12 protein-coding genes are annotated in these 16,217 nt (G+C 61.0%); 6 read left to right on the top strand and 6 right to left on the bottom strand.

Features of this window, described 5'->3' with window-relative positions; translation table 11 throughout:
* Positions 1–102: 102 nt before the first annotated feature.
* A complete protein-coding gene (locus tag IPM12_05825) occupies positions 103–1,194 on the top strand; it encodes a hypothetical protein (GenBank protein MBK9147327.1) in 1,092 nt (363 codons plus the stop codon).
* Positions 1,191–1,637, top strand: a complete 447-nt coding sequence (locus IPM12_05820) for a GreA/GreB family elongation factor (GenBank protein MBK9147326.1) — start codon at positions 1,191–1,193, stop codon at positions 1,635–1,637. Before IPM12_05825 ends, IPM12_05820 begins: the two co-directional genes overlap by 4 nt.
* Before the next feature lie 19 nt (positions 1,638–1,656).
* Here the strand turns inward: IPM12_05820 and IPM12_05815 are convergent, their stop codons facing one another.
* The 4 genes from IPM12_05815 to IPM12_05800 form a co-directional block, all read right to left on the bottom strand.
* A complete protein-coding gene (locus IPM12_05815; protein ID MBK9147325.1) occupies positions 1,657–2,871 on the bottom strand; it encodes a hypothetical protein in 1,215 nt (404 codons plus the stop codon).
* A 260-nt stretch (positions 2,872–3,131) separates the two neighbouring features.
* On the bottom strand, positions 3,132–4,544 hold the full coding sequence (locus tag IPM12_05810) for a hypothetical protein (protein MBK9147324.1): 1,413 nt from the start codon (positions 4,542–4,544) through the stop codon (positions 3,132–3,134).
* Between the two features lie 73 nt (positions 4,545–4,617).
* The gene (locus IPM12_05805) at positions 4,618–6,042 is read right to left on the bottom strand and encodes a hypothetical protein (protein ID MBK9147323.1); all 1,425 of its coding nucleotides are present in this window, start codon (positions 6,040–6,042) and stop codon (positions 4,618–4,620) included.
* A 76-nt stretch (positions 6,043–6,118) separates the two neighbouring features.
* A complete protein-coding gene (locus tag IPM12_05800; protein MBK9147322.1) occupies positions 6,119–7,345 on the bottom strand; it encodes a hypothetical protein in 1,227 nt (408 codons plus the stop codon).
* Between the two features lie 55 nt (positions 7,346–7,400).
* On the opposite strand from IPM12_05800, the gene IPM12_05795 reads away from it, so the two are divergent.
* From IPM12_05795 to IPM12_05785, 3 genes are all read left to right on the top strand, one after another.
* Positions 7,401–8,189 carry a TIGR00730 family Rossman fold protein gene (locus tag IPM12_05795; GenBank protein ID MBK9147321.1) on the top strand — a complete coding sequence of 263 codons (789 nt, stop codon included), beginning with the start codon at positions 7,401–7,403 and terminating at the stop codon, positions 8,187–8,189.
* Positions 8,190–8,371: 182 nt separating this feature from the next.
* Positions 8,372–9,001, top strand: coding sequence for a deoxynucleoside kinase (locus IPM12_05790; GenBank protein ID MBK9147320.1), 630 nt, complete (start codon positions 8,372–8,374; stop codon positions 8,999–9,001).
* 101 nt (positions 9,002–9,102) lie between these two features.
* Positions 9,103–10,821 (top strand): hypothetical protein, encoded by a 1,719-nt coding sequence (locus IPM12_05785; protein MBK9147319.1) that lies wholly within the window; start codon positions 9,103–9,105, stop codon positions 10,819–10,821.
* 431 nt (positions 10,822–11,252) lie between these two features.
* On the opposite strand, the gene IPM12_05780 is transcribed toward IPM12_05785, so the two are convergent.
* Both IPM12_05780 and IPM12_05775 read right to left on the bottom strand, forming a co-directional pair.
* On the bottom strand, positions 11,253–11,702 hold the full coding sequence (locus IPM12_05780; protein MBK9147318.1) for a hypothetical protein: 450 nt from the start codon (positions 11,700–11,702) through the stop codon (positions 11,253–11,255).
* 171 nt (positions 11,703–11,873) lie between these two features.
* Positions 11,874–13,049: a sigma-54-dependent Fis family transcriptional regulator gene (locus IPM12_05775; protein MBK9147317.1), complete on the bottom strand. Its 1,176-nt coding sequence runs from the start codon at positions 13,047–13,049 to the stop codon at positions 11,874–11,876.
* A gap of 360 nt (positions 13,050–13,409) precedes the next feature.
* On the opposite strand from IPM12_05775, the gene IPM12_05770 reads away from it, so the two are divergent.
* Positions 13,410–16,175 (top strand): hypothetical protein, encoded by a 2,766-nt coding sequence (locus IPM12_05770; protein MBK9147316.1) that lies wholly within the window; start codon positions 13,410–13,412, stop codon positions 16,173–16,175.
* The last annotated feature ends 42 nt before the right edge of the window (positions 16,176–16,217 follow it).

Genomic DNA, 16,217 nt, shown 5'->3' with positions numbered 1-16,217 from the left:
TTGTGCACGCCTCGGAACACTATCCCATTCACGATCATTGGCACGCCATCCGGATCGCGCGATCGGACCGGGGTACCTTGTCGAGCACTTTCCCCGACCCTCATGCTCCTTGGGCTCCACATCACTGTGGTCGCGTTCTTCTCTTCCGCGATGCTCATGACCTCCTGCAATGGAAAGGTCACGGCCTCCGCGGAAACTGATGTGACCGAACCGCTTGGTGTGACCCAGCCGTCAGGCACGGACACAGCGCAGGTCGCCGAGTACATCGTTGCGGCACATGAAGACAGCAAGGGAAATCTCTGGTTCGGCACCAACGGACAAGGTTTGGCCCGTTGGGATGGATCGGCGTTGCGCTACTACTCCATTGCGGAGGGCCTGATCGGCGATGTGGTCACCGGGATCGCCGAGGATCGCAACGGCGACCTGTGGTTCGGCACGCATTCGGGCGCTTCGCGCTATGACGGTAGCACGTTCACCGGCTTCGGAAGCGCGGAAGGACTGCATGGCCAAGGTTGCAAAGTGCTGGTGGATCGGAACGGGACGGTTTGGGCAGGTACAAGCGATGGCGTTTTCCGGTTCAGCGGTGAACGATTCACCGCATTCGAGGTGCCCATACCAGCGATCGAGGAGCCATCCTACAAGATGAACCCAGGCAAGATCTGGGACCTCTTCGAGGACATCAAGGGGAACATCTGGTTCGCGCGCGATGGCTATGGCGCCTGCAAATACGACGGCAGCACATTCACGCACTTCACCAAGAAGGATGGGCTCTGCAGCAACAACGTGGCGAGCATCGCAGAAGACAGGCACGGCCACATCTGGTTCGGTTCCATCACTTCTGACCACCCCAACTACATCGAAGAGAGCGGCGTGAGCCGATACGATGGAAAGACCTTCACACAGTTCCCGGATATGGACGGCCTTACCGATAACGACATCTACAACCTCTACGCGGATCGCGCAGGGAACATCTGGATCGGCGCTGTACGCAAAGGCGCGTATCGGTTCGATGGCAAGACCTTCACGCTCTTCGATAGGACCGACCGGCCGGACCTCACCAAGTACTTCGCCATACAGGCATTCGTGGAGGACCGTCACCGCACGCTTTGGTTCGGTTTCTCCGGCGGTCTGTTCCGCTTCAATGGATCCTCCTTCGTGAACGTGACGCGGGGCGGGCCTTGGAAGAGTCCATGAACAAGGAGGAAATCCTTCAGCACCTGCGTGCCCTTCTGCTTGAAAAGGTGAGCGCCGCGCAACAGGCCATCACCTCTACGCGCGCCTCGTTCGAGAACGAAACCAAGAGCAGCGCTGGCGACAAGCATGAGGTTGGCCGCGCCATGATCCAACAGGAACTCGATCAGCAGGAAGCGCAGCTGGACAAACTGCAAGCACACCTGCAGGAACTGGCGCGCCTGCCGATGGACAGGGAATTCGACTTTGCTGGCTGGGGCAGCTTGGTGGCAACGGATCAGGAAGGCTATTTCATCGCCATCGGCTTTGGCTACGTCGATCTGGCCGGTGAACGTTGTGCGGTAGTCTCCCCGGCTTCGCCCATCGGGAAGGCCCTCATGGGCAAGCGCATAGGGGATGTGGTCACGCTGAACGGGCGCTCCTTCATTGTGAAGGGGATCAGCTGAGCCGGTCCTGCCGGAGTGTCTACGACTTGCCCTGCCCCTCCAACTCCTCGATCGTCCTCCGCGCCGCCTCCAACCGCACCCGGTTGTTCTTGCTCACCAGCATGTTCGTGATCAGGTTCTCCATGCGGTGGTGCAGCGGTATCAGCAGCCCGGCGATCGCGGCCATGCACAGCAGCATCAGGATCGGCGAGTGGTGGGTGATCTCCCCGAGGAACGGATGCACCAGCAGGTTGATGAACTCGAAGAACAGCAGCAACGCGATGAGCGAGAGGTTCTTGATGGCCCGCGCACCCACCACCGCAGTTCGGCTGAAGATGAGCAGGAAGATGCCCAGCGTGATGACGATGAGGGCGATGATGCCGAACTGGATGTTGCGGGAACGTTCCTGCCTGGCCTCCTCACGGGCCTTCGCATCCTCACGGTCCTTCAGCTCCTGCGTGAATAACTGGTTCTGCAACTGGCTCCGGTTCTGCAAGGCCGTGAGCGAGTCGCGCCAGGCGTGGGCGAGCTTTGAATAAACCAACGCGCTATCGGTCATGCCGTTCGCCGCATAGGCATCGGACATGGCCGTGGTGGATCTGATCATGAGGGCTGGCTGCCGCACTTCGTCGGTTGCCGAGAATCCCTTGCGCGCCCAAGCAAGCGCCTCCGCAGCGCGCCCCTGGCCGATAAGCAGTTTCGCGTACCCGGCCGAACCATTTATCAGCGCATCCGGCGTTCCGGCTGAATCCGCCACCGCCAAGGCCCGCTTATAGTAGGGCTCTGCCACGTCGCTCTCACCACGCGCGGCATGCACAGTGGCCATGGCGAGCTTGTAACCGGCGTAGCCGTACGGATCCGTGCCCGGCACCTTCATGACATCAGCCAGGCGGGCATAGTAGAGTGCTGAGTCCAGGTCGCCGCGATCCATGTGGCACCTTGCCAGGATCGTCATCGAACGCCCATAGAACCCTTGACCCAAACCATAGGCCTGTGCCTTCCGCATGTAGCGCAAGGTGCCATCGATATCCCCGACCTGCTGGTACACGATCGCGGTCTCCTTGCAGGTCAGGCTCATTCGCATGCTGTCCCCGATCTGCTGGAAGCCATCGAAGGCGATGCTGAAGTGCCTCAGCGCCCCATTCACATCGCTAAGCTTGGTGAACGCCACACCGATACCGAAGTTGGCCAGGGCGAGCAGCGTGTCGTTCTTGGTCGCTTCCGCCAACTCGAGTCCCCGAATCGCCGCCTTCATGCAGTCCTCCGGGCGCCCTAGGAAAGCGTACTGGCCGGTAAGCCTGCTGATGGCTGCCAGCTTCGTCCGAGGGTCGGTCGCCGCCCGCTCGCGTGCTTCCAGTGAATCGACCGGAAGGCCTCGCAGCCTTGCAAAGAGCGTGTCGATCGGCTGGGCTTGCAGCTGCGCGATACAGACTAAAGCGATGACCAATGCCAGTGCCCGGATACTGAAAACCATCGGAACTGTGCGGTGTTGAATTGTTCGTAAGCCCATGGTGATCAACTGGCGTTGGTATCAGTTGGCCTTGCTTCAAGCTCCTCGATCGTCCTCCTCGCCGCCTCCAGCCTTACGCGGTTGTTCTTGCTCACGAGCATGTTGGTGATGAGCTTCTCCATGCGATGGTGCAGCGGGATCAGCAGCCCGGCAATGGCGGCCATGCACAGCAGCATCAGGATCGGCGAGTGGTTGGTGATGCGGTCAAGGAACGGGTGCACCAGCAGGTTGATGAACTCGAAGAAGAGCAGCAGCGCGACGAGCGAGAGGTTCTTGATGGCCTTCGCACCCACCACCGCCGTGCGACTGAAGATGAGCAGGAAGATGCCGAGCGTGATGACGATGAGGGCGATGATGCCGAACTGGATGTTGCGGGAGCGGGCGGCCGCTTCTTCTTCGCGCAGCTTGGCATCCTCCATGTCCTTCAACTGCTGCGCGAACAACTGGCTCTTCAACTGGCTGCGGTTCTGCGTTGCGACGACACTGTCGCGATAGGCGATGCAGAGCTTCGCGTAAACGAACGCGCTATCGGTACTGCCCCTCGCCTTGAACGCATCGGCCAAGGCTTCAGCCGCCCGCTCCAGCAATCCCGGATTGCGGACCCCCTCCGCGGACCGGAAACCCAACTGCGCGATGGTCAACGCCTCCTCTGTGCGGCCTTGTTCCAAGAGCAACGAAGAATACCCCGAGGCGAACTGAACGAGCGGAAGCGGTAGTTGGAACGAATCGGCGGCAGCAATCGCGCGCTTGTAGTGCAGTTCAGCGAGATCCGCTTCACGCCTGGCGGCATACACCGCCGCGAACGCACCGTTGGAATAGGTGTAGGTCCATGGATCCTCGCCTGGTGCATCGACCATTTCCACTTGCTTGGTGTAGTAGAGCGCGGAATCAAGATCGCCCTTGTCCATGAAGCAGCGCGCTATCGTTGACAGCCCCCGCGACCGGATCCCCGGAGGCATTCCATAAGCCAGCGCTTTGCGCATGTAGCGCATGGTGCCGTCGTTGTCGCCCACACGTTGATAGAGCACGGCGAGCTCCTTGCAGGCCGCACCCATCCAGATGCTGTCGCGCGCGCTCGTATAGTGCTCGAGCGCGATGTTGAAGTGCTTCAACGCTCCATTTACCTCATTGGCGATCACGAAGGAGAACCCGACCGAGAGATGGGCCCTGCCGATCAGCGTGTCGTTGTTGGTAGGTTCCGCGATCTCCAGGAGGCGGATCGACGTGGACATGCATTCATCCAGACGATTCAAATACAAGTACTTCTGGGCTAGCCGTGCGAGCAGCACGACTTTCATGCGGGGGTCGTCCGTCAGCTTCTCACGGGCGATCAAGCTGTCCACGGACAGGCCGCTGATCCGGGCGCTGAGCGTATCGAACGGCTGTGCGCGCAGCGTGCCGATGCAGGCCAAGACCATGGGAAATACCAAGGCTCGGATGCGAAAGACCATTGGAACCGTTAGGTGTTGAAGTGATGATCGGCTCATGGGGTCAGCCCGCGTTGTTGTCCGTTGGCCGTGCTTCAAGCTCCTCGATAGTCCGCCGCGCCGCCTCCAAGCGTACGCGATTGTTCTTCGATACGAGCATGTTCGTGATCAGGTGCTCCATGCGGTGGTGCAGCGGAATGAGCAGCCCGGCTATCGCGGCCATGCACAACAGCATCAGGATCGGCGAGTGGTGGGTGAGCTCCCCAAGGAAGGGATGCACCAGCAGGTTGATGAACTCGAAGAACAACAGCAGCGCGATGAGCGAGAGGTTCTTGATGGCCCTCGCTCCCACCACCGCCGTACGGCTGAACACCAGCAGGAAGATGCCAAGCGTGATGACGATGAGGGCGATGATACCGAACTGGATGTTGCGGGAGCGGGCGGCGGCTTCCTCCTCCTTGGCCTTCGCCTCCTCCACCTCCTTCAGCTCCTGCGCGAAGGCCATGTTCTGGAGCTTGTTCAGGTTGGTGGCGTTGATCAAACTGTCGGCATAAAGCACGCGCAGCTCGAAGTAGTGGTAGGCACTGTCCATGCTTCCGGAGGCCCTGAATGCTTCGCGCAGCAGGTCGGAGGATTCGATCAGGCCATCGAGATTGCCGCCATCACGGCTCACCTGCATCGCGCGCCGGCCATCGGCAATGGCTGGTTGCACGTCTCCTGCATCCAGTGCCATCCGACCTCGGGCCACCAACGAGCCATAGAGCGGTATCATCACACGGAACGAATCCGCCACCTCGATCGCTCGTGCGAAATGCACATGCGCCAGATCGCGATCGCCTTTGGCAGCGTACGCTGCTCCCAGCATGTAATAGGAACGCGCGTAGGCATAGGGGTCGCTTCCCGGATCAGTGATGATGTTGGAGCGTTGCGCCCAATAGAGCGCTGAGTCTGGCTGCCCCATCAGCCGGTACGTATCGCTCAGGTGCTGGCAGGTACGGCTGACCTGGTAGTTCGAATTCACATGAGCGATCGCGAGCTTCAACAACTCCAGCGCTTTGGGCAGGTCGCCGAGGGACTTGTATACCGTGGCGATCTGCTTGTACGCCGTGCCGATGTGGCCTGCGCTCCCGGAACGTTTCGCGTAGTCCAGCCCTTGGTAGAAGTACTTCAATTGCAAAGCGGCATCCGCCGAGCCGTTGAGCGCATCACCCAAGTGCTGGGAGGAGGTCGCGAGCAGCGTATCGACCCCCAGCTGCTCGGCCAGCGCGAATTCCTCCTTGGCGTTCTTCCTGATCTCATCCTTCAGCCCACGGTTGAAGCACGCGGCGCCATGCGCGTAGGTGATGAAGTAGCGCTCGATCAGCGGGCGGGATAGGTCGTGGCGCGTATCGAGGGAGTCGTACTGGACCCTATACTCATACTGTTGCGCGTTCGCCCGTAAAGCCGCCCCAGAAAGGATGAAGAGGAGGAAGAAGCAGAAGCGCGTCATGCGGTAAAGATGCGCGTGGCCTCCCATACGGGCATCGCGATGCCTGTTCGCGATATACGATGAGGACACAAGCTCCCTAATGCACGATCATGCGCTCCATCCATGAGCCTGCACCGCTCATGACCCGCACGAGGATCATTCCTCGCGTGTCGAGCGCGACGGTATTCACGCCTTGCAGCAGTGACCCATTGGCAACAGCGCGGCCCTGTGCATCGAAGCACTCGTATCGGCCGGCGTCCTTCGAGTCGATCAGCAAGCCATTCGCCGTACACCGAATCGACGGCGCGGGCCGCGACCCGGCTGAGATACCGGTCTCGAGTTCAACCTGGACCGCGCAACCCACCGGAGCATAGAACGGTGAATCGGTAACGATGCGAATGGCGTAACCCGCACCGGCCAGCGTTCCTGCCGGGATGCTGCACGGGATGACTCCTGTTGCCAAGGCACTCACGACCGAACCGATGGTGACGGGCGATGAGAAGTCCCCGCTCGCATCGGAAAGCTCCACGGTGAATGTCGTGGGCCCCTCAGGAATGCCGCCAGTGCTGTACGACACATCGAAGTCGCCGGCAACAAACTCGCTGACCACCACCGAACCGGTTGAAGGCGTGCAAGCCACGTTGTAGATCAGCGCGAGATCGTCATACCACACCTGGGTGCCCACTGCGCTGCCCGCGCTATCGCCGGCGGTGAGGATGAGCAGGATCCACTCCGGCTGCCAGTCGTTGAGGTACTGGAAGGGCGCGCTGAACCGCGTCCACTCCCCCACGTTGCCCAAGGGTGCTTTCCAGGAAGCACCGGCCACGTAGTTGCCCTCGGTGCCGAAGGCCGGTAATCGCCCGTCATCCACATGAAGCAATGCGCCCACATTGGCGCGGTCGCCGGTCTGCGGAGCGGCCTTGAACCAGCCCACGATGCTGTCCGGCCTGCTCGTCATCGCCGTGCGCCACTGCTCGTTGTCCTGAATGGTGTACATGTAGCTGTTGGCCACGTCGAGCTCCGCATGCACCCGGCCGTTGGTGAGTAGCCCGTTCGCCGCGCCGATCACCGAGCTCACCGTGCGCAGGTTCACGCTGTACTGCCCCGTCCGCGCGTCATCGCTCCGCCAGCAGAGCTGAGGCACCAGGCCGTTGATGAAGGCGCCGCCGTCACTGGTCTTCAAGGAGCTCCATTGCTGCGGCTCCTGGGTGGCCTGACCGGCATTGTCCCACGCCTCGAATGAGGGGTTCTCCAATTGCGGCTGCGCGATGAAGGCCAACGCATGCAGCAGGGCTGGCAGAAGGAGGGCTATGCGGGTTCTCATGGCCACCAGAACACCTTGACCAAGCCCGTTGTTCCCTCCAGCTAGCTTCGCCGCCATGGCACTGCCCCGGAGGGACCAACAGATCGATCTGCGCTTCTTGGAAGGCCCGCGCTCGCGCTGGAGGGAATTCGTGAGCGTGGTGAAGGTCGCCCGCGAATTCATCTATGGATTCCGGCACCTGCACTTCGTAGGCCCTTGCGTCACCTTCTTCGGCAGTGCGCGCTTCAAGGAGGATCATGCCTATTACCAGGCCGCCCGAGAACTCGCTCAGCGCGTGGGCCGCGTGGGCTTCACCATCATGACCGGCGGCGGCCCCGGCATCATGGAAGCGGCGAATCGCGGTGCGCGTGAGGTGGGCGCGCGCAGCGTAGGCTGCAACATCGTGCTGCCCCATGAGCAGCAACCGAACCCCTACCTCGATGTGAGCCTCACCTTCCACCGCTTCTTCGTGCGCAAGGTCCTGCTGGTGAAGTACAGCATCTGCTTCGTGGTGATGCCCGGCGGCGCCGGCACCGTGGATGAGCTCTTCGAGACCATCACGCTGATCCAGACCGGCAAGGTGAAGGACTTCCCGATCCTGCTGTACGGCCGGGACTACTGGAAGCCGACCCTGGACCAGATCGACCGCATGATCAATGAAGGCACCATCGGGCGGGAGGAACTACGCTTCTTGTTCGTGGCGGATAGCATCGAGGAGGCTACCGCGCTCCTCCAAGACCGCCTGGTGACCATGTGGCAGCGGGCGCGGGGCCGGAAGGACGCCCCGAAGTGGTGGTTCTTGGAAGACCGCGTGAACGGCAGGTCCTCTGCGGCCGGGAAGCCCGAGAAGCTGCCCCGAAGCTGAGCCGGCGACAGATTCCGCGTCTTTCAGCAAACGGGTGCAAACCGGCTCAAGGGTGCGAGCACGAGAGGCAGCGCCGCTCCAGCCTCCTCGCACAAGCAGATCGGCCATTTCTTTCTGGCCGCCTCAGTAATCTAGCGGCGGCCAAGGGTCCGCTTCGTCTCGCCCGGTACATCGAACTGCTCGTGCGCTACACCTACATCGCCATCGAAGGCCTGATCGGGGCCGGCAAGACCACCTTGGCGCGGCGGCTCACCGAACGCTGGAACGGCCGCTTGGTGCTGGAGGAATTCGACGACAATCCCTTCCTGCCGCGCTTCTACCAGGAGCCCGACCGATACGCCTTCAGCGTGGAGCTCAGCTTCCTGGCCCAGCGCTACCACCAGCTCAAGCGCGTCACCGAGCAAGACCTCTTCAGCCCGGTGACCGTGGCCGATTACAGCATCGGGAAGTCCCTGGTATTCGCCAGCGCCACCCTGCCGCCCGATGAGCACGCCCTCTTCCGCGACCTCTACCAGATCATGTACGCCGATCTTCCGCAGCCGCAGCTGATCGTCTACCTCCACTTGGGCATCGAGCGGGTGCGCGACCGCATCCGCCAGCGAGGCCGGGGCTATGAGCAGGCCATCGGCGCCGATTACCTCATGCGGCTGCAGGACCGTTACATGGATCATTTGATGAAATCGGCCGCCACCCGATCGCTGATCGTTGACCTGGGCGAAACCGATTTGTTGAACGATGAAGCCGCGTTCATCCGGCTTTTAAGCCTGATTGACGAGGAGGCGCCCTTGGGTCACCGGGTCGCAACCCTTTGAAGCGCACGGCTCTATGTGAAGAAAAGGCCGTTCGCCGTTCATGGGCGCCCGGAAAGCCGTGGTTATACTTGCCGCCGAAATCACCCAACCCGCCATTCTCAATGGAAAAGCGCCACCTGAAAGGCCTTTCGATCATCGCCGCAGCGGCCCTCGTGGTCACTGGCTGCGGTGGCATCGGCAAAATGAAGAAGTACGCCGAGACCATCAAATACACCGTAGAGCCCAACCCCCTGATCGTGCAAGGCGATTCGGTGGCCGTGGCCATCAACGGCAGCTTCCCGGGAAAGTACTTCTACCGCAAGGCGCAGGTGGAGCTCACCCCCACGCTCACCTATGCCGGCGGCGAGACCCCCTACAAGATGGTGGGCTTCCAAGGCGATAAGGCCGTGGGCAACTACACCGTGATCCCTTACGAGGCCGGCAAGAGCTTCAGCTACACCGGCAAGGTGGCCTTCACCCCGGCCATGGGCAACCAGAGCGAGCTGGTGGTGAAGATCCTGGGCAAGCAGGGCACGAAGAAGGAGATGCCCTTCGACCCCTTCAAGCTCGCCGATGGGGTGATCACCACCCCCTACCTCTTGCTCAGCGATGACAAGGTCATCATGGCGAAGGACGCATTCCAACGCATCACCAGCCACAGCGAGATGGCCACCATCAATTACCTGGTGAGCAGCAGCGTGGTGCGCCCCGGCGAACTGAAGGACGCCGACGTGAAGGCTTTGAGCGATTGGTTGAAGTCATCTTCCAAGGATCCCAGCATCCAGATCAAAGGCGCCAGCTTTGATGCTTGGGCCAGTCCGGAGGGCGAACTGAGCAAGAACGAGAACCTGGCCGGTGATCGCGCGAAGAGCGCCATGTCCTGGCTGAAGGGCGAACTGAAGCGCAATAAGATCAAGGCAGACAGCCTCGAGACGTTCTACGCCCAGAACCCGCGCGGCGAGGACTGGGAAGGCTTCAAGAGCGCCATGCAGGCCAGCACCACCGTGCCTGACAAGGAATTGGTGCTGCGCGTGCTGGAGATGTACCCGGACCTGACCAAGCGGGAGGAAGAGATCCGCAACATGGCGGCCACCTACAAGGAGATCAGCGAGCAGATCCTGCCTCAACTGCGCCGCAGCGAGATGCGCGTGAACTACGATCGCGTGGGCAAGAGCGATGAGCAGCTCATGGCCATGAGCAAGACCATGCCCGACAGCCTGAACGTGGAGGAATTGCTCTTCAGCGCCACCCTCACCACCGACCTCAACGAGCAGCTGCGCATCTATCGTGAGGCCAGCCGGATCTTCCCCGCCGATTACCGTGGCCCGAACAACGCGGGCTACGTGCTCTACCTGCAGAACAAGCTCGCGGATGCGGAAGCCGAGTTCCAGAAGGCCAACAGCATCCAGGACAACCCCATCAGCACCAACAACCTGGGTGCCTGCGCACGCCTCAAGGGCGACCGCAAGAAGGCGATGGAGCTGTACCGCAAAGCCACCGCTGCCGGTCCTGAGGTGAAGTACAACATGGGCATCATCAACATCCAGGATGGTGACTACGGCAGCGCCAGCAGCAACATGAGCGGCATGAGCAGCTTCAATGCTGCGCTGGCCAAGATGCTCGGCGGTGATGCCGCCGGAGCCCAGAAGATCCTCGAAGCCAGCAGCGACAAGGACAGCGCCGCAGGCCACTACCTCATGGCCATCATCGGCGCGCGCCTCAGCAATGGCGACATGGTTCGCAACAACCTCGCGATGGCGGTGCAGAAGGATGCCAGCCTGCGCGAGAAAGCGATGAAGGACCTCGAGTTCCGCAATTTCAAAGGGCAGCTCGGCATCTGATCCGTTGCCCCGCTCAGGTCAGAAGCCCCTTCGCGATCGCGAAGGGGCTTCTGCTTTCATCCGGAAGCAGCCGCAGCCTGTGCTTGGGAGCGGGCGCCTGCATCCGGCTCTATCCGGAAGGTTCCGGCATGGTCGCCCTAAGGTCTGCTGAAGAGCCGATGCCCACGCGGCGAATCCGTTTCGGTGCGGGACCCGAAGCAAGGCTGTTCGGGCCTCGCATGTCCTTCCGCAGTTTCCACCTGAGCCCAAGGCCCGGGCATCACCTCTCTCCTCTCCATTTCATGCGCACATGCCTTCTATGCGCTGCGTCCGATTCCGAAGCGATCCCGATCGGGCTCAGCAAGCGATGGAAGCGGCTGAGAACAACGAAGCCCCTTGGCTTGCGCGAAGGGGCCTCGTTGCGGCGTGAGGCGCAGGGTGATGACGCTACCTCACGCCACCTGGGGGTTCACGCGGCCCACCTTATGCGCCTTGGGCAGCGGAGCCTGGCCGCGCAGCGGGCCGAGGTATTGCTCATCGCTGAGCGCGAGGTTCAGGATGTACAAGCCATTGAGCACGATCACCAGGACCTTATCCAAGAGTGAGGTCTTGCCGAAACAGGCGATCACCTCGATCCACACCTTCGGGATGAAGTAGAGTTGGCCCCAGATGGGGATGAGCATCTTCCAGCCGTCGCTGGCCGGGCGTCCAACGATGCGCATGAACACGATCACGTTCCACACGGGAACGAAGGCGGCCAAGCCTGGCTGGCGGCACTTCTCATACAAGCGCCATTGCGCCAGGATGGCGATGGCGGCAATGAAGGCCAGGGCATAATAGAAGGCGTTGCCCAGGCGAAGGGTGTAATAGAAATAGTCGTGAAATTCCTTCAGGTTCTCCATGGCACGCAGGTTTTGTCGAGGACATAAGTCCCCGGATGGCAGGTGGTTCCAGACAAAGAGACGGCCCGGGTAGGCCTAAGTTGCCTTGCCAACGCAGGCGAATATCCCCAGCGTACTGTGCATTCGGCCAACGGGCGGGGCCAGTCGGCCAACGGCTGAAACGGCTGATGCTCAGGCGTGCGGCACCGCGTAAGCCTTCACGTCCCCCTCGGTGATCTCCTTGCCGCTGAGGATCACCAGCCGCTCGATCACGTTGCGCAGCTCACGCACGTTGCCGGTCCAAGGCAGCTTCTGGAGCTCCTTGATGGCCTTCTCGGCGATCTTCTTCGGCGGGATGCCCTGCTCGATGCAGACCAGGCTGATGAAGTGCTCGGCCAGCAGCGGCACATCGTCGAGGCGCTCGCTGAGGCTGGGCACGTGGATGGGGATCACGCTGAGGCGGTGGTAGAGGTCCTCACGGAAGTTGCCCTTCTCGATCTCCTTGCGCAGGTCCTTGTTGGTGGCGGCGATCACGCGCACGTTCACCTGAATGTCCTTGTCGCCGCCCACCGGGGTGATGCGGCCTTCCTGCAGCGCGCGCAGCACCTTGGCCTGGGCGCTGAGGGCCATGTCGCCGATCTCGTCGAGGAAGAGGGTTCCGCCATCGGCCAGCTCGAACTTGCCCTTGCGGTCCTTGATGGCGCTCGTGAAGCTGCCCTTCATGTGGCCGAAGAGCTCGCTCTCGATCAATTCACCGGGGATGGCGGCGCAATTCACTTCGATGTAGGGCGCCTCGGCCCTGCTGCTCTTCTGGTGGATGAGCCGGGCCACGCCCTCTTTGCCCGCCCCGTTGCCGCCGGTGATCAGCACGCGCGCATCGCTGGGGGCCACTTTCTCGATCATGTCGCGGATGGCTTGCAGGGCCTTGCTCTCGCCGATCATCTGCACGCCGCCGAGCTTGCTCTTTCCCACCTTCTGGCGCAGCACCTTCGTTTCCTGCATCAGGTTGCCACGGTCAAGCGCATTGCGCACGCTCACCAGGATGCGGCTGATGTTGGGGGGCTTCTCGATGAAGTCGAAGGCGCCCTTCTTCAGGGCATCCACGGCGGTGTCGATGGTGCCGTGGCCGCTGATCATCACCACGGGCAGCTCCTCGTTGTGGGCCTGGAGCTTCGTGAGCACTTCCAGCCCGTCCATCTTGGGCATCTTGATGTCGCAGAGCACCAGGTCGTACTTGCCCTTGATGGCCTTCTCCAGGCCGGCCATGCCGTCCTCGGCCTCTTCGACCTTGTGCTTCTCGTGCTCCAGGATATCGCGCAGCGCGGCGCGGATCGCTTTCTCGTCGTCGATGATGAGGATGTGGGCCATGGGTTCGCATTCCCGGCCGGACCGGGGCTGGCAAAGATGGGCAAGGCAGTGGTGCAGGCTAGCTGCTCCCGGCAACCTGGGGGCCAAGATGCGTCATCCAGACGCCCAGCATGTTCCATTGGACTCTGAAGCGATTGTGACCTCATTCTGTTCCGCCGAGGCTCGTTCGGTGCTAAGGCTCTGTCCATATTCGGGCTTAGCGATTCGGCACGTTGCGCCCGGAGGGCACTCCCGATATCGTGTACTGATGTCTCGCTCGATGGGTCGTTGTTGCGCCGGGGCGATTCGCTTCCGGGGCCGACGGACAGAACACCGAACTTGGTCGCTGTGCGAATAGCCTACTGAACCCAGAAACGAATCATGAGCAGCAAAGTGCCTTTGTTATTGGGTTGGGTGGCCCTGGCCTTCGGCCATGGAGCGCATGCCATCAGCGTGGAGGTCATCGTGACCCATCAAGCGGTATGCACTTATGGTGGCCGGATCTCGGGAACCATCTTCGGAGGAACACCTCCATTCGAGGTGAGTCTTAGTACCGGCCAACAACTGGTGTCGAGCTCCGCATCCTTCATCCTGGAGGATATCCCAGCGGGCAGTCACCAGCTCACGGTGACCGATGCCGTTCTCGATGCGGCATTCGCCAATGTGCAGATCAATCAGCAGAGCAGCTTCACGCAAGGATTCGCATTTCCGCTGCCTAGATGCGGCGGGCAGCAGCAGCGGACCATCGTGAAGAATTTCGGCGGCATCTATGAGATACCCGGGATCGGAGACCTGCCGGGGGTCCCTCCGTTGACCATCAACGCTCCGAATATCCCGGTCGCTCAGGCTGAGCCTTCGTGCTGGCAGAATGCCAGTTATCTAGTGGAGCTGGTGGGAGCACCGGGTACAACGAGCCCGCCGGTGACCTATGTGGATGCATTGGGCTGTCCAGGATCGTTCTACACGAATTTCACGTACCTGAGCTCGGCTCCGGAAGCCCAGTTCCTGGATATCGTCGGATCGTGCAGCAATCGCAATACCGGTCGCATCACCGTGAGCACGACAGGGGGGGCTCTTCAAGAGTGTGTCCTTCGAATGGTGGTGTATCGAAGTGACGGGTCGCTGTTCTATCCGAACTGCTTGAGCACATCACCGCTGTGCAGCTCATTACCCTGTGACAGGACCTTCGAGGGTCTCCCTCCGGGGTCCTATTTCCTGCGCTTGCAATTGGAGCATATCATCGAACGAGCGGGGAATTGGAATGCGGTTAGCTGGCCTTCAGATTGTGTTTCGGATTTCCCGTTCACCATCTCCGACCTCGGACCATGCGCCGTGGCAAGTGGAACGGCGGCTGTCGACAACAACTCGAACTGCACGATCCAGTTCTCGGAACCTCGCGTGCCTGATGCCGTGATCGAGGTGCTGCCCGGGCCTTTCTATGGCGTTACCTCAGCGGCCGGAACCTACGCCATCGCGCTGCCAGCTGGAGGAGCCCATACCATGACCTTGCAGCATCCGGCGGTGGAGGAGCATTGCGTGAATGCTCCGATACCGTTCACCGCGTTCCTCGGGAACACCACCACGACGAACATCGCAACGCTTCCCACAGTGCCGTTGGATGTCAGCGTCGCGCTGAGCGGTGGTGCCGCCCGGCCCGGGTTCCAGCTCACCTATGGACTGCTTGCCAAGAACCTGACCCCGGCACAGAGCGGCAATACGACGATGACCTTGGTGATCGACCCAGCCGTGACCTATATCAGCGCAAGCCCAGCTCCGACCACGGTCAATGGGAACACCTTGACATGGTCGCAGTCGTCGTTGAGCGCGTGGTCCACACGGAGCTATTCCGTGCAAGTGCAAGTGCCGCCGGATGTTGCTCTTATCGGCACAGACCTGCTGACCGTAGCTTCGCTCACCACTGCGAACACGGACGGGAACCAAGTGAACAACACGGCTGAGCGCGTGATAACCGTCACGGGCAGCTATGACCCGAATGACAAGCGCGCCGTGACCAGTTCGGGCAGCACGGTGCACTGGACCGTTGGCGAGGATGAATGGATCGATTATACCGTACGCTTCCAGAACACCGGAACGGATACCGCGTTCAGCGTAGTAATCCGTGATACGCTGGCCTCCAACCTTGACCCATTATCACTGGTGATGGGAGCTGCATCGCATGCCTACAGTTGGAGGCTGGAAGGACAGGGGGTGCTCAAGGTCCTCTTCCCGCATATCCTGCTGCCGCATAGCAGCGTGAATGAGCCGCGCAGCCATGGATTCGTATCGTTCCGCATCAGGCCAAGGCTCCCTGTCACATCGGGGGAGACGATCCTGAACACTGCCGGTATCTACTTCGACCTGAATCCGCCCATCCTTACGCCGCCGTCCATCATATTAGTGCATGAGCCCGTCGCGCTTGCTGCCAAAGTGATGCTTGCAGGTCCATACTCCTTGAATCTCATGAACGATGCTCTGCGCACTCTGCCGGCATTCAGCCTCGTCGAGCCATACACGGCCTTGGGATTCGGCAATGCTGCCGGTGGTGGCAGCGAGGCCACCAGTGCGGCCATTCTCTCAGCCAGCGGAAATGGGGCCATTGTTGATTGGGTGCATCTGGAATTGCGCAGCGCTTCAGATCCGACTGTGCTCATGGCCACAAGGAACGCCTTGGTTCAACGCGATGGGGACATCGTGAGTGCCAACGATGGCAGCTCGCCGGTCCGGTTCAACGCGCCGGCAGGTGATTATCACGTGGTCATCCGGCATCGCAACCATCAAGGAGTCATGACGGACTCTCCGATCACGCTTTCCTCATCTCCGACCCTCATCGATTTCACGAACCCTGGAACCCCCACGTATGGCATCAACCCGCAGATCAATGTCGGCGGCACCATGGTGCTTTGGCCTGGCGACACAAATGGAGACGGCGTGGTGAAATACGTGGGCAATGGCAACGATCGCGATCCCATCCTCACAGCCATCGGCGGCAGCACGCCCACCAACACAGTGAGCAACGTTTACAGCCCGCTGGACGTGAATCTGGATGGCGTGATCAAGTACATCGGCGCGAACAACGATCGCGATGTGATCCTGACCACGGTGGGCGGGAGCACGCCGAATAATGTGAGGGTGCAGCAATTGCCATAGCGATCATGAGAATAGAACCGTTGAACCTGGTTCTCTTGTCGT

It is taken from the genome of Flavobacteriales bacterium (assembly GCA_016716605.1).
In the GTDB taxonomy this organism is placed as follows: Bacteria; Bacteroidota; Bacteroidia; order Flavobacteriales_F; family PHOS-HE28; genus PHOS-HE28.
The sequence above is the reverse complement of the archived record's forward strand: the minus strand, read 5'-3'. Positions and strand labels throughout refer to the sequence as shown.

Excerpts from the sequence above, each read along its gene's own strand:
- IPM12_05825 (MBK9147327.1), top strand. The coding sequence starts at position 103 with ATGCTCCTTGGGCTCCACATCACTGTGGTCGCGTTCTTCTCTTCCGCG.
- IPM12_05820 (MBK9147326.1), top strand. The coding sequence starts at position 1,191 with ATGAACAAGGAGGAAATCCTTCAGCACCTGCGTGCCCTTCTGCTTGAA.
- IPM12_05815 (MBK9147325.1), bottom strand. The coding sequence starts at position 2,871 with ATGAAGGCGGCGATTCGGGGACTCGAGTTGGCGGAAGCGACCAAGAAC.
- IPM12_05810 (MBK9147324.1), bottom strand. The coding sequence starts at position 4,544 with ATGGTCTTGGCCTGCATCGGCACGCTGCGCGCACAGCCGTTCGATACG.
- IPM12_05805 (MBK9147323.1), bottom strand. The coding sequence starts at position 6,042 with ATGACGCGCTTCTGCTTCTTCCTCCTCTTCATCCTTTCTGGGGCGGCT.
- IPM12_05800 (MBK9147322.1), bottom strand. The coding sequence starts at position 7,345 with ATGAGAACCCGCATAGCCCTCCTTCTGCCAGCCCTGCTGCATGCGTTG.
- IPM12_05795 (MBK9147321.1), top strand. The coding sequence starts at position 7,401 with ATGGCACTGCCCCGGAGGGACCAACAGATCGATCTGCGCTTCTTGGAA.
- IPM12_05785 (MBK9147319.1), top strand. The coding sequence starts at position 9,103 with ATGGAAAAGCGCCACCTGAAAGGCCTTTCGATCATCGCCGCAGCGGCC.
- IPM12_05780 (MBK9147318.1), bottom strand. The coding sequence starts at position 11,702 with ATGGAGAACCTGAAGGAATTTCACGACTATTTCTATTACACCCTTCGC.
- IPM12_05775 (MBK9147317.1), bottom strand. The coding sequence starts at position 13,049 with ATGGCCCACATCCTCATCATCGACGACGAGAAAGCGATCCGCGCCGCG.
- IPM12_05770 (MBK9147316.1), top strand. The coding sequence starts at position 13,410 with ATGAGCAGCAAAGTGCCTTTGTTATTGGGTTGGGTGGCCCTGGCCTTC.